The organism is Streptomyces sp. NRRL F-5630 (genome assembly GCF_000719475.1).
GTDB lineage: Bacteria > Actinomycetota > Actinomycetes > Streptomycetales > Streptomycetaceae > Streptomyces.
This window is the reverse complement of record NZ_JOGO01000007.1, coordinates 177,024-189,853: the sequence shown is the minus strand read 5'-3', so window position 1 is coordinate 189,853 and position 12,830 is coordinate 177,024. Positions and strand designations below refer to the sequence as shown.

Here is a 12,830-nt window from a genome sequence, read left to right as displayed (position 1 = left end):
CCCACCCCCTCGGCCCCCCGCCCCTCCGTCGGCCCGCTCCCGGAGCACCCCGCGGCGGCCACGCCACTGGGGGCACCATCACTGCCAGGGCATCGCGGCCCGCGTCCGCCAGTACTCCCCCAGGTCCTGGCCCAGCGCGTCGAGCCGTTCGAGCCGCTCCTCGTCGAGCGGGATCGAGAGCGCGCGGAGGTTGGTGTCGAGCTGACCGACCGTCGCCGCGCCCGAGAGCGCGACCTCGACCCACGGGGCGCGCAGGACGAAGGCGAGCGCGACGGCGTCCGGCGTCGTGGACAGTTCCTCGGCGATCCCGCGCACCGCGAGTGGGGCGGCCTCGCCCGCGAGCCGCCCGTTGGCGAGCGCCTCCTTGACCAGGACGGAGCGCCCGGCACCGTGCGCGGCCTCCAGCGCGGGGCCCGCGCCGCGCTCGTACACGTTGTAGGTGGCCTGGATCGTCCGGAAGAGTGGCTGGCCCGCGACCTCGACGGCGAGTGCCGCGTGGATCGTCGCGGCCTGGTCCGGTCCGCTCACCGAGCAGCCGATCGTGACGCCTTCGGCGCCGAGCGCGGCGAGGCGCTCGTGCAGGGCACGGTCGGTGAGCGCGGGGCTCTCGGGGGTGAGGGAGTGGATCTGGTAGAGATCGAGGCGGTCTGCGAGCAGGTCCCTCGTCTCGGCGACCTGCCGCTCGTACGTCGCGAGCGCGTGGTCCTTGACCTCGTGCGAGGTGGCCCGGGTGCGCCAGCCCGCCGTGTACGTGTAGCCCCACTTGCTGCCGACGACGAGGTCGGTGGCCTGCGGGTGCGCGGCGAGCCATCCGGCGAGGAACTCCTCGGCGCGTCCGTAGGAACGGGCGGTGTCCACGTACCGCACGCCCTGCTCGTAGGCGGCGTCGAGCAGGTCGTGCGCGCGGGCGCGCAGGTCCTCGACGCTCCGGCCCGGTGGCAGGTCGCGGTCCCGGCCGAGGTTGAGGTAGCCGGGCCGGCCGACGGCGGCGAGGCCGAGGCCGATCCGGGACACGGGGGTGGGGGCGGCGGCGAGGCGGGCGAACGACACGGGGGCTCCTTGGCGGGGGACGGCGACGGGAGCGCCGCTCCGGGTGGTGTGCCCGGGAGGCGGCGCCCCCGTCAACGTAACGCCGTGCGAAGACGCGTCGCGTACCGACCCGGCTCGTGGCCGTCCCGGCGGAGCCCGGCCTCAGACCAGCGGCTGCTTGGCCCGCGCCCAGGCGTGCTGCGCGGCCAGGTCCTCCTTGATCTCGGCGAGCTGGGTCGCGACGGCCGAGGGGGCCGTGCCGCCGCGTCCGTCACGGGCGGCGAGGGCGCCGGGGACGTTGAGGACCTCGCGGACCTCGGGGGTCAGGTGCGGGGAGATCTTCGCGAACTGCTCGTCGCTGAGCTGGTCCAGCTCGATGCCGTGCGCCTCGCACTCCTTGACGCACGCGCCCGCGACCTCGTGCGCGACGCGGAAGGGCACGCCGCGCTTGACGAGCCACTCGGCGATGTCGGTCGCGAGCGAGAAGCCGGCCGGGGCCAGCTCCTCCAGGCGCTCGCGGTGCACGGTGAGCGTCGCGATCATGCCGGTGAAGGCCGGGAGGAGGACCTCCAACTGGTCGCAGGAGTCGAAGACCGGCTCCTTGTCCTCCTGGAGGTCGCGGTTGTACGCGAGCGGGAGCGCCTTGAGCGTGGCGAGCAGGCCCGTGAGGTTGCCGATCAGGCGCCCCGACTTGCCGCGCGCCAGTTCCGCGATGTCCGGGTTCTTCTTCTGCGGCATGATCGACGAGCCGGTCGAGAAGGCGTCGTGGAGGGTCACGAAGGAGAACTCCTTCGTGTTCCACAGGATGATCTCCTCCGCGACGCGCGACAGGTTGACGCCGATCATCGCGGTCACGAAGGCGAACTCGGCGACGAAGTCGCGGGAGGCGGTGCCGTCGATCGAGTTGGCGACCGAGCCGTGCTCGAAGCCCAGGTCGGCCGCGACGGCCTCCGGGTCGAGGCCGAGCGAGGAGCCCGCGAGCGCGCCGGAGCCGTACGGGGACACGGCGGTGCGCTCGTCCCACTGCCGCAGCCGCTCCGCGTCCCTGGACAGGGGCTGGACGTGGGCGAGGACGTGGTGCGCGAAGAGGACGGGCTGCGCGTGCTGGAGGTGGGTGCGGCCCGGCATGGCGACGTCCGGGTGCGCCTCGGCGAGCCCGACCAGCGCGTCCTGGAGCTCGGCGATCAGTCCGCCGATGATCCGCGCGTGGTCGCGCAGGTACATGCGGAAGAGGGTGGCGATCTGGTCGTTGCGCGAGCGCCCGGCGCGCAGCTTGCCGCCGAGGTCGGGACCCACGCGCTCCAGCAGGCCGCGCTCCAGCGCCGTGTGCACGTCCTCGTCGGCGACGGTCCCGGTGAAGCTGCCGTCGGCGACGTCGGCGGCGAGCCGGTCGAGCCCCTTGTGCATCCGCGTCAGCTCGTCCTCGGTGAGCAGACCGGCGCCGCGCAGCACGCGGGCGTGGGCACGCGACCCCTCGATGTCGTACGGCGCGAGGCGCCAGTCGAAGTGCACGGAGGCGGAGAGTTTCGCCAGGGCCTCGGCGGGGCCGTCGGCGAAGCGGCCGCCCCAGAGACGGACGTCGCCGTTGTTGCTGCTCACTGCTGTGTGCTCCTCGCGCGGCATGATCGGACTACGTATGCATGAGTATGCAGACTCATGCATGATTCGTCAATCAGCCTCGTCGGCGGCCCCGAGTTCCCGGGCGAGCACCCGGGTGTGCGCGTGGTCCCTGTCCTTGGTCGCGGTGAGCAGCGTCAGCGGGCCCTTCTTCGCGAGGGTACGCAGCCGGGCGAGCGCCTCCTCGTGCGCCGGGTCGGCGAGTTCGGCGCGGTAGCGGTCTGCGAACTCCTCGAACCTGGCAGGGTCGTGCCCGTACCACTTGCGCAGTCCGGCACTCGGCGCGACGGACTTCAGCCACTCGTCGAAGTGCGCGCGCTCCTTGGAGAGCCCGCGCGGCCAGAGCCGGTCCACGAGGACGCGGTGTCCGTCCGCCGCCTCCGGAGGGTCGTAGGCCCGCCGTACCCGCACCTCGCTCGCCGCCTCGCGCCCCATGCCGCGCTCCCTTCGCTTCCGCACACCATGCTGGGGCACCTCTCACCGTCGCGCGCGGCGAGAACCCCCGTCCCCGCCCGCCGGATCACCGGTGCGCGCGGGAAAACCCTGCCCTCGCGGGCGCGCGCGAGGAAGAATCGGACCATGGGAAAGACCTACGAACGCATCGACGGCCGTCTGCGCACGTTCATCGAGGAACAGCCGGTGTTCTTCACGGCGACGGCACCGCTCTCCGAGGAGGGCACGGTCAACCTCTCCCCCAAGGGTGTGCGCGGCTCGTTCGCCGTGCTCGACGCGCACACCGTCGCGTACCTCGACTTCGCGGGCAGCAACGCGGAGACGATCGCCCACCTGCGCGAGAACGGGCGCATCACGCTGATGTGGTGCGCCTTCCAGGGCCCGCCGAACATCGTGCGGGTCCACGGTCACGGCGAGGCGGTCTTCCGCGACGATCCGCGCTTCCCCGGCCTCGTGGCGCGCTTCGACGCCGTGGACCCGAGCACGCACGGACTGCGCGCCGTGATCGTCGTGCACGCCGAGCTGATCAGGGACACGTGCGGCTACGCGGTGCCCTTCATGGCGTACGAAGAGGAACGCGACCTGCACGCGCGGCGCTTCGCCCGCGAGGACGACGCCTCGCTCGACGCGTACTTCGGGAAGAAGGACCACATCGCGCGGAGCATCGACGGGCTGCCCGGACTCCCGCTCCCCCTGCCGCCCACGCCCGCGGGCTGACACGGGAACGGGCCCGGCCCCCGAGGAGGGGACGGGCCCGTGTGCGTGCGCGCGACGCGCGGGTGCGGCTCAGTACTGGGGCATGCCCGCGGGGGCCTTCGGGTCGGGGCCGAACGCGTTGGCCTGCCGGTCGCCCTCGAGGACGGTGAGGACGAACAGCCAGATGCCGCCGATGACGGGCACGAAGGAGATGAAGAACCAGCCGCCGGAGCGGCCGGTGTCGTGCAGTCGGCGCCACGTCAGGGCGAGCGACGGAACGATGATGGCGAGCAGGTAGAGGACGTACAGGACGTAGAAGAACTTCGCGACGGCCAGCGAGAGGACGAGCAGGATCACCAGCGCGATGGCGTTGAACAGGCAGAACATCCAGTACTCGGCCCTGCGGGAACGGCCGCTGAACTGGGCGTACTTCTTGAAGACGTCGAGGTAGTAGTGCATGTGGTGAAACCCCCCGGGGCGCGGGCCCCTGCGTGAGCGCGTGACGGACACGCGTGCGGTGAACGATGAGCGGGACGCGTCAGCGGTCGCCGGGTGTCACCGGGCCGGGGACTGGCCGGGCGACGGGGCGAAGGCGGGGGCGTGTTCCGACGCGGCGGAGCGGCTCGGCGCCCACGCGGTGGACGCGGCGGCACACGCGCGCGACGAAGAAAACGGAACCCCCGACACGTGTGCGGACAGCGGCCGCTCACGTGCTGATCACGTAAGGGGAGAGTAAGGGCGCGCGAGAGGACACGTCAAACAACTATGCGAATTAGCCGGGTTGCCCTGATTGACGCCGCTCCCGGCGGCCGGGCGCCGCCTTCGCACCCCGGAGCCACGGGACCACCCCCAGGCCCCTCCGCCACCCGGGCAGACCTCGCCGCGCTGCCGCCCTCGCCCGCTCCCCCTACCTTCTGCCGCATGAGCCCCGCCCCGCGCACCCGCGCCGCCACCGCCCTCGCTCTCGGCGCCCTCCCAGCGCTGCTCCTCGGCCCGTCCACCGGCTCCGCGCACGCCGCCCACCCTCCCGCGGCACCGCGCGCCGAGGCGGCCCCGCTCCCCGCCCGCCTCGCCGACACCGGGGGCGCGCGCCAACTGCTCATCGCCACAGCCCCCGACACCCGGTCCACGCGCGGCACGCTCACGTGGTGGGAGCGGCGCGCGGACGGCGCGTGGCGGGAGCGCGGACGGGCCGCCGCCCGGTTCGGCGCGGGCGGGCTCGTCGAGGGGACGCGCCGCGAGCAGGGCACGAACACGACCCCGACCGGCCTCTTCGGCCTCCCCTTCGCCTTCGGCAACGAGGCCGCCCCGGAGGGCACCCGCCTGCCGTACCGCCCCGTGACACCGCGCTCGTGGTGGTGCGAGGACAACGCCTCGCGCGCGTACAACCGCTGGAGCGAGCCCCGCGCCGCCGACTGCCGCGCCGAGGAGTCGGAGCGCCTGGCCGACTACCCGGTCCAGTACGCGCACACCCTCGTCACCGACTTCAACTACAGGCACCCGGTGCGTGGGCGCGGCGCGGGCATCTTCCTCCACGTCGACGGCAAGGGCGCCACGGCAGGTTGCGTCTCGGTCCCGTCCGCGACGATGCGGGCACTGCTGCGCTGGGTGCGGCCGGGGGCGCGGCTCGCGGTGGGGACGGAGGAGGGGGCCACGAGGGTGACGCGGTACTGAAAGGCGCGGGGAGGGGCCGCCGCGACGCCGGCCGCCCACATCGTGAGACGGGCTTGCGACAATGCGAGACACAGCAGTTGCCTTGGCAAATGCGATCCCGCGTCCCCACCGCACAGACACCGCCCGACGCCACGGCTCCCTCCCCCGCCGCCGACCGCGCCGCCAAGCTCGCCGTCACCGTCTTCCCCGTCCTCGTCCTGCTCGCGGGCGCGGCCGGGCTGCTCGCCCCGGGCGCCTTCGACGGGTGGTCGGCGAACGTGCCGTACCTGCTCGGCGTCGTCATGTTCTGCATGGGGCTGACGATGACGCCGCTCGACTTCAAGGGGGTGGCGCGGCGTCCCTGGGCGGTCCTCATCGGCCTTGTGGCGCACTACGTGATCATGCCGGGGCTCGGCTGGCTGGTGGCCCATCTCCTGGGCCTGTCCCCCCAGCTGGCGGCCGGGGTGATCCTCGTCGGCTGTGCGCCGAGCGGGACGGCCTCGAACGTGGTGACCTTCCTCGCGCGCGGCGACGTGGCGCTCTCCGTCTCGGTCGCGACCGTGTCGACCGTGCTGGCCCCGCTCATCACACCGCCTCTGACGCTCCTGCTCGCCGGTACGTATCTGCCCGTGGACGCGGGCGCCATGGTGGGCGACATCCTGAAGACGGTGCTGCTCCCCGTGCTCGGCGGGCTGCTCGTACGGTTCGTCGCCGGACGGATCGTGACGCGCGTCCTCGGCGTCATGCCGTGGCTCTCCTCGGTCGCGATCGCGGCGATCGTCGCGGCCGTCGTCGCGGCGAGCGCCGACAGCATCAAGTCCGCGGCGGCGACCGTCCTGCTCGCCGTCGTCCTCCACAACGGCCTGGGGCTCGCGCTCGGTTACGGCGCGGGCAAGCTGAGCCGCCTCGGCCCGCCCGCGAGCCGCGCCATGGCCTTCGAGGTCGGGATGCAGAACTCCGGTCTCGCCGCCTCGCTCGCGACGGCCCACTTCAGCCCGCTGGCCGCCCTGCCCGCCGCCGTCTTCTCGGTCTGGCACAACATCTCGGGCGCGCTCGTCGCCGCGGTCATGGCCCACCGCTCGCGCCGCCGGGACGGCACGGACGGCGAACCGGCCACACCTCCCGTGCCGGAAACCGCCTCCTGACCGCCTCCCCCGCGAGACCGTGCGGCGAGCCGTTCACCGGCCCTCCGCGGGTCGCCGAGGCGTCATGAGACCCAAGCGGGTCCCCACGGTGCCGGGCCCGTGCCGTTGGTCCAGGCGTCCAGGGCCGCGCCGTCGATCAGGTGGATGCCGCAGATCTCCGCGTACTCCTTGGCCGGGTCGGTGAAGGTGCTGGTGGTGACCATCACGGCGAGCTGGGCGCCGTGGACGGTCCAGCAGGTGCCGCCGAAGCGCTGGAGGTCCTGGGAGCCGCACTTGTGGGTGGGGGCGTAGCGCTTGCACTGGATGACGACGCGGCGCCCGTCCGGGGCCGTGGCCAGGACGTCCGCGCCCAGGTCGCCCGCGCCGCCGACCACCTCGACGTCCCGGCAGCCGTCGCGCCGGCACAGGTCCGCCACCGCCTCCTCGAAGGCGTCCGGGGTGAGGTCGAGTGTCGTCTCGGGCAGGGGCAGGGTGAGGTCGTCCCCCTGCGGGCCGCTCGGGGGCAGGACCACCGTCGGCTCCGCCGCCACCGATTCCGCGTCGGCCTCCGCCATCCCCGCCCGGGCGGCGCGGCGCAGTTCGCGGGCGCGGGGCATGCCTCGTACCAAGGCGTAGAGGAGGGGCAGGGACAGGACCGTCAGGAGCGCGGCGGGCCCGGGGTGCGTTCCCGCCCAGCGGGCGAGGCGGAGGAAGAGGAGTCCCACCGCTCCGACGAGTGCGGTGGCGAGGCCGAGCGCCAGGAGGGTCCCACGCGTGCGTACCTGCGTCGGCTGCCTGCTGTAAGCCATGAAACCCGCCCCTCGCCGTACGTCCGTTGTGACGGTCGTGTGCCCGCGGGGGCGGGTTTCATGATCATGTGACGGAGGTTCAGCCCACGCGTTGCGCCAGGCGCAGCAGGTGGTCGGCGAGTTGCTGGCCCCCGGCCGGGTCGCGGCTGATCAGGAGCAGCGTGTCGTCGCCCGCGATCGTGCCGAGGATGTCGTGGAGTTCGGCCTGGTCGATCGCGGAGGCGAGGAACTGGGCCGCACCCGGTGGGGTGCGCAGGACGACGAGGTTGGCACTGGCCTCCGCGGAGATGAGGAGTTCCGCGGAGAGCCTGCGCATCCGCTCCTCCTTGGCGGACTCGCCGAGCGGGGCGCGCGGAGTGCGGAAGCCGCCCTCGCTCGGCACCGCGTAGATGAGGTCGCCGTCGTTGTTGCGGATCTTCACCGCGTTGAGTTCGTCCAGGTCCCTGGAGAGGGTGGCCTGGGTGACGGTGAGTCCGTCGTCGGCGAGCAGTTTCGCCAGCATGCTCTGGGAGCGCACCGGTTGCCGGTTGAGGATGTCCACGATCCTGCGGTGCCGCGCGGTGCGCGTCTGCGGCACCGCGGGCCCGCCCTGCTCGTTGTCCTGCGCCTGACTCATCGTCGTCGTCCCACTCTCATCGGCCCGCGTGCGTCCCTTCTCCCGCCGCCGCGTCCAGCACCCCAGGGAGCGCGGCCAGGAAGGCGTCCGCCTCGGCCTCGCCGAGGTTCAGCGGTGGCATGAGCCGTACGACGTCGGGGGCCGGGGCGTTGACGAGGAGTCCGGCGTCCTGGGCGGCCTGCTGCACCTGGGGGGCGCGCGGCTCGGTGAGCACGATACCGAGCAGCAGCCCGGCCCCGCGGACGTGGCCGACGAGGGGGTGCCCGAGTCGCTCGATTCCCTCGCGCAGCCGCTCCCCGGTGCGCTTGGCGCGGTCGAGGAGGTGCTCGTTCTCGATGGTGTCGAGCACGGCGAGCCCCGCGGCGCAGGCCACGGGGTTGCCCGCGAAGGTGGAGCCGTGGCGGCCCGGGGTGAGGAGGCCGGCGGTCTCGCCGAAGGCGAGGACCGCGCCGAGCGGGAGGCCGCCGCCGAGTGCCTTGGCGAGGGTGACGACGTCGGGGTCGATGCCCTCCTCGGCCTGGTGCGCGTACCAGTGGCCGGTGCGCCCGATGCCGGTCTGCACCTCGTCGAGGACGAGGAGCGTGCCGGTGGCGCGGGTGATCTCCCGGGCGGCGCGCAGGTAGCCCGCGGGCGGGACGACGACGCCGTTCTCGCCCTGGAGGGGCTCGATGATGACGAGGGCGGTCTCCTCGGTGACGGCCGCGCGCAGGGCCTCGGCGTCTCCGTAGGGGACGAAGGTGACGTCGCCGGGGAGCGGGGCGAAGCCGTCCTGCTTGCCGGGCTGGCCCGTGAGCGAGAGGGCGCCCATGGTGCGGCCGTGGAAGCCGCCCGTGGTGGAGACCATGTGGCGGCGGCCGGTGAGGCGGCCGATCTTGAAGGCGGCCTCGTTGGCCTCGGCGCCGGAGTTGCAGAAGAGGACCCGGGCGGAGCGGCCCGCGTGGTCCACGAGGCGCTCGGCGAGGGCGACGGTCGGCTCGGCCACGAAGAAGTTGGAGATGTGGCCGAGCGAGGCGATCTGTGCGCTGACGGCCTCGACGACCGCCGGGTGGGCGTGGCCGAGCGCGTTGACGGCGATGCCGCCGACGAAGTCGAGGTAGGCGCGGCCCGCGGTGTCGTACAGGGTGGCGCCCTCGCCGCGCGCGAGTGCGAGGCGGGGGGTGCCGTAGTTGTTCATCAGGGTGCGCTGCCAGCGCCCGGTCAGCGGGTGCGGCTGCTCGGTGGCGGTCACGGTTTCTGCCTTTCCGTGGCGGGCCCGGCGGTGGCCGGGACGGCCCGCTGGTCGTCGTCCACGACCATCGTGCCGATGCCCTCGTCGGTGAAGATCTCCAGGAGGATGGAGTGCTGGACGCGTCCGTCGATGACGCGGGCGGTGCGGACGCCGTTGCGGACGGCGTGCAGGCAGCCCTCCATCTTCGGGACCATGCCGCTCGCCAGGTCGGGCAGCAGCTTCTCCAGCTCGTTCGCGGTGAGGCGGCTGATGACCTCGTCGCTGTGCGGCCAGTCCTCGTACAGTCCCTCGACGTCCGTGAGCACCATGAGGGTCTCGGCGCCGAGGGCCGCGGCGAGGGCGGCGGCGGCGGTGTCGGCGTTGACGTTGTAGACGTGGTCGTCGTCGGCGCTGCGGGCGATCGAGGAGACGACGGGGATACGGCCGTCGTCGAGCAGCGTATCGATGGCGCCCGTGTCGATCGCGGTGATCTCGCCGACGCGCCCGATGTCGATGAACTCGCCCTCGACGCGCGGAAAGTGCTTCGTCGCGGTGATGGTGTGCGCGTCCTCGCCGGTGAGGCCGACGGCGAGCGGGCCGTGCCGGTTGAGGAGCCCGACCAGCTCGCGCTGGACCTGTCCGGCGAGCACCATCCGCACGACGTCCATGGCCTCGGGCGTCGTGACGCGCAGGCCCGCGCGGAACTCGCTGACCAGGCCCTCCTTGTCGAGCTGGGCGTTGATCTGCGGGCCGCCGCCGTGCACGACGACGGGGCGGAGCCCGGCGTGCCGCAGAAACACGACGTCCTGCGCGAAGGCGGCCTTCAGCTCCTCGTCGACCATGGCGTTGCCGCCGAACTTGATGACGACGGTCTTGCCCTGGTGGCGGGTGATCCAGGGCAGGGCTTCGATCAGGGTCTGCGCCTTGGGGAGGGCCGTGTGCTTGCGGGTCGCACCGGCGGCGGGCTGGGTCACGGCACTCGTCTCGCTCTCGTCGCCCGGCTCTCCGGGCTCACTGGTCGGGCTCCCGTCGCCCGGCTCGCCCGACCGGCTCGCCGGGCTCTCGTGGCGGGGCGCGCTCATGAGGAGTACGCGCTGTTCTCGTGGACGTAGTCGGCGGTGAGGTCGTTGGTCCAGATCTCGGCCGAGGCGTCCCCGGCGGCGAGGTCCGCCGTGATGACGACCTCGCGGTAGCGCATGTCGACGAGGGTGCGGTCCTCGCCGACGGAGCCGTTCTTGCAGACCCACACACCGTTGATGGCGACGTTGAGGCGGTCGGGCTCGAAGGCGGCGTCGGTGGTGCCGATCGCGGCGAGGACGCGACCCCAGTTGGGGTCCTCACCGTGCACGGCGCACTTGAGGAGGTTGTTGCGGGCGATGACGCGGCCGACCGTGACGGCCTCGTCCTCGGTCGCCGCGTTGACCACCTCGACGCGGATGTCCTTGCTCGCGCCCTCGGCGTCGCCGATGAGCTGGCGGGCGAGGTCGGCGCAGACCTCCCGCACCGCCTCGGCGAACTCCTCCTCCGCGGGCGTCGTGCCGCTCGCGCCGGAGGCGAGGAGGAGCACGGTGTCGTTGGTGGACATGCAGCCGTCGGAGTCGACGCGGTCGAACGTGACGCGGGTCGCGGCGCGCAGGGCGCGGTCCAGCGTGGCGCTGTCGAGGTCGGCGTCGGTGGTCAGGACGACGAGCATCGTAGCGAGGCCGGGGGCGAGCATGCCCGCGCCCTTGGCCATGCCGCCGACGCTCCAGCCGTCCCGCTGGGCGACGGAGGTCTTGTGGACGGTGTCGGTGGTCTTGATGGCGAGGGCGGCCTTCTCCCCGCCGTGCTCGCTGAGCGCGGCGACGGCGGTGTCGACGCCGGGGAGCAGCTTGTCCATGGGCAGGAGTTCGCCGATGAGGCCCGTCGAGGCGACAGCGATCTCGCCGGCGTTGTGGCCGAGGGCCCCGGCGGCGCGCTCGGCGGTCGCGTGGGTGTCCTGGAAGCCCTGGGGGCCCGTACAGGCGTTGGCCCCGCCGGAGTTGAGGACGACGGCGGAGACCTGGCCGCCCTTGAGGACCTGCTCGGACCACAGGACGGGGGCGGCCTTGACGCGGTTGGACGTGAAGACCCCTGCGGCGGCGAGGCGCGGCCCCTGGTTGACGACGAGGGCCAGGTCGGGCTGTCCCGACGACTTGATCCCGGCGGCGATGCCCGCCGCCGTGAATCCCTGGGGTGCGGTGACGCTCACGGTGTCTCAGGTCTCCTTGGGCTTGTTCCGCGCGGCGGTGCGCAGGGCGGCCCGCAGCCGGTTCGTCAGAAGGGTGATCAGGGGGGCACCGGAGGGGGGCGCGGTCCGGGACGCGGGAGGGGTACGGGTCATGGCGCGATCCCGGCGGCGGGCAGGCCCGTGGTCTCGGGGAGGCCGAGGGCGAGGTTCATGCTCTGGATCGCGCCGCCCGCGGTGCCCTTGGCGAGGTTGTCGATCGCGGCGAGCACGAGGACGCGCCCGGCGGCGGGGTCGTGGGCGACCTGGAGCTGCACGTGGTTGGAGCCGAGCACGGCTCCGGTGTTCGGCCACTGGCCCTCGGGCAGCAGGTGCACGTACGGCTCGTCGGCGTACGCCTTCTCGTACGTGTCGCGCAGCCGCGCCGCGTCGACGCCCGGCTTCGCCTTGGCGCTGCACGTGGCGAGGATGCCGCGCGGCATGGGGGCGAGGGTGGGGGTGAAGGAGACGGTGACGCGGTGGCCCGCGACGGCGCTGAGGTTCTGGATCATCTCGGGCGTGTGCCGGTGGCCGCCGCCGACGCCGTACGGGGACATCGCGCCCATGACCTCGCTGCCGAGCAGGTGCGGCTTGGCCGCCTTGCCGGCGCCGGAGGTGCCCGAGGCGGCGACGATCACGGCCTCGTCCTCGACGATCCCGGCCGCGTAGGCGGGGACGAGAGCGAGCGAGACGGCGGTGGGGTAGCACCCCGGCACGGCGACGCGGCGGGTGCCGGCGAGCGCGGCGCGGGCGCCGGGCAGCTCGGGGAGGCCGTAGGGCCAGGTGCCGGCGTGGGGGGTGCCGTAGAAGGTCTCCCAGTCGGCGGCGTCCTTGAGCCGGAAGTCGGCGCCCATGTCGATGACGAGGACGTCGTCGCCGAGTTGTTCGGCGACGGCGGCGGACTGGCCGTGCGGGAGCCCGAGGAAGACGACGTCGTGCCCGGCGAGGCGCTCGGCGCTCGTCGCTTCGAGCACGCGGTCGGCGAGCGGCGCGAGGTGCGGCTGGAGGGCGCCGAGGCGCTGACCCGCGTTGGAGTTCGCCGTGACCGCGCCGATCTCCACCTCGGGGTGGGCGAGAAGCAGGCGCAGCACCTCTCCGCCCGCGTATCCACTGGCTCCGGCGACCGCCGCGCGTACCGTCATGATGACCTCCTACCTGAGAGCATGACTATACATTCACTCGCAGAAGTATGCAATAAAAAGAGGGGCGGAGCGGGCGCACGCACGGGCGCACGGAGGTGCGGCCGGAGCGGACACCTTCGCCGACCGCATGAGCTTAGGTTAGCCTCACCTTAATACCGAAGGGGGTCGGGGAGCGCCCCTCCGCGCGGACAAGGCGCCCGGGAGCGCCCACTCGCGTTCGGGGGGCAGGCGCTCGCCAC

General features: G+C 73.3%; 14 protein-coding genes. 3 read left to right on the top strand and 11 right to left on the bottom strand.

Annotation, left to right across the window (positions count from 1 at the left end; genetic code table 11):
• Positions 1 to 78: 78 nt before the first annotated feature.
• The 3 genes from IF99_RS0105875 to IF99_RS0105865 all read right to left on the bottom strand — a co-directional run bounded on the left by IF99_RS0105875 (position 79) and on the right by IF99_RS0105865 (position 3,081).
• Complete coding sequence (locus IF99_RS0105875) at positions 79 to 1,050, bottom strand: aldo/keto reductase (RefSeq protein ID WP_030995264.1); 972 nt, start codon at positions 1,048 to 1,050, stop codon at positions 79 to 81.
• Between the two features lie 141 nt (positions 1,051 to 1,191).
• The gene (gene argH, locus IF99_RS0105870) at positions 1,192 to 2,628 is read right to left on the bottom strand and encodes an argininosuccinate lyase (protein ID WP_030995263.1); all 1,437 of its coding nucleotides are present in this window, start codon (positions 2,626 to 2,628) and stop codon (positions 1,192 to 1,194) included.
• Positions 2,629 to 2,697: 69 nt separating this feature from the next.
• On the bottom strand, positions 2,698 to 3,081 hold the full coding sequence (locus tag IF99_RS0105865; RefSeq protein WP_030995262.1) for a DUF488 domain-containing protein: 384 nt from the start codon (positions 3,079 to 3,081) through the stop codon (positions 2,698 to 2,700).
• A gap of 144 nt (positions 3,082 to 3,225) precedes the next feature.
• On the opposite strand from IF99_RS0105865, the gene IF99_RS0105860 reads away from it, so the two are divergent.
• Complete coding sequence (locus IF99_RS0105860; RefSeq protein ID WP_030995261.1) at positions 3,226 to 3,816, top strand: pyridoxamine 5'-phosphate oxidase family protein; 591 nt, start codon at positions 3,226 to 3,228, stop codon at positions 3,814 to 3,816.
• 69 nt (positions 3,817 to 3,885) lie between these two features.
• Here IF99_RS0105860 and IF99_RS0105855 read toward each other — a convergent pair whose 3' ends face one another.
• Positions 3,886 to 4,254 carry a DUF805 domain-containing protein gene (locus tag IF99_RS0105855; protein WP_030995260.1) on the bottom strand — a complete coding sequence of 123 codons (369 nt, stop codon included), beginning with the start codon at positions 4,252 to 4,254 and terminating at the stop codon, positions 3,886 to 3,888.
• A gap of 462 nt (positions 4,255 to 4,716) precedes the next feature.
• Here IF99_RS0105855 and IF99_RS0105850 point away from each other — a divergent pair, with 462 nt between their 5' ends.
• Positions 4,717 to 5,469, top strand: coding sequence for a L,D-transpeptidase family protein (locus IF99_RS0105850; protein ID WP_037826489.1), 753 nt, complete (start codon positions 4,717 to 4,719; stop codon positions 5,467 to 5,469).
• An 89-nt stretch (positions 5,470 to 5,558) separates the two neighbouring features.
• Positions 5,559 to 6,593: a bile acid:sodium symporter family protein gene (locus IF99_RS0105845; protein ID WP_030995258.1), complete on the top strand. Its 1,035-nt coding sequence runs from the start codon at positions 5,559 to 5,561 to the stop codon at positions 6,591 to 6,593.
• Between the two features lie 62 nt (positions 6,594 to 6,655).
• Here IF99_RS0105845 and IF99_RS0105840 read toward each other — a convergent pair whose 3' ends face one another.
• From IF99_RS0105840 to argC, 7 genes are all read right to left on the bottom strand, one after another.
• The gene (locus tag IF99_RS0105840) at positions 6,656 to 7,381 is read right to left on the bottom strand and encodes a restriction endonuclease (RefSeq protein ID WP_030995257.1); all 726 of its coding nucleotides are present in this window, start codon (positions 7,379 to 7,381) and stop codon (positions 6,656 to 6,658) included.
• 79 nt (positions 7,382 to 7,460) lie between these two features.
• Positions 7,461 to 7,997 carry an arginine repressor gene (locus tag IF99_RS0105835; protein ID WP_030995255.1) on the bottom strand — a complete coding sequence of 179 codons (537 nt, stop codon included), beginning with the start codon at positions 7,995 to 7,997 and terminating at the stop codon, positions 7,461 to 7,463.
• A 16-nt stretch (positions 7,998 to 8,013) separates the two neighbouring features.
• Positions 8,014 to 9,225: an acetylornithine transaminase gene (locus tag IF99_RS0105830; RefSeq protein ID WP_030995254.1), complete on the bottom strand. Its 1,212-nt coding sequence runs from the start codon at positions 9,223 to 9,225 to the stop codon at positions 8,014 to 8,016.
• Entirely contained in the window at positions 9,222 to 10,178 is a 957-nt protein-coding gene (gene argB / locus IF99_RS0105825; RefSeq protein WP_030995253.1) for an acetylglutamate kinase, read from the bottom strand. The genes IF99_RS0105830 and argB overlap by 4 nt, the downstream gene beginning before the upstream one ends.
• A 104-nt stretch (positions 10,179 to 10,282) precedes the next feature.
• Positions 10,283 to 11,434 (bottom strand): bifunctional glutamate N-acetyltransferase/amino-acid acetyltransferase ArgJ, encoded by a 1,152-nt coding sequence (gene argJ / locus IF99_RS0105820; RefSeq protein WP_030995252.1) that lies wholly within the window; start codon positions 11,432 to 11,434, stop codon positions 10,283 to 10,285.
• Between the two features lie 6 nt (positions 11,435 to 11,440).
• Positions 11,441 to 11,566, bottom strand: coding sequence for a hypothetical protein (locus IF99_RS35420; protein ID WP_267882233.1), 126 nt, complete (start codon positions 11,564 to 11,566; stop codon positions 11,441 to 11,443).
• On the bottom strand, positions 11,563 to 12,591 hold the full coding sequence (gene argC, locus IF99_RS0105810; RefSeq protein ID WP_030995251.1) for an N-acetyl-gamma-glutamyl-phosphate reductase: 1,029 nt from the start codon (positions 12,589 to 12,591) through the stop codon (positions 11,563 to 11,565). Before argC ends, IF99_RS35420 begins: the two co-directional genes overlap by 4 nt.
• Between the last annotated feature and the right edge of the window lie 239 nt (positions 12,592 to 12,830).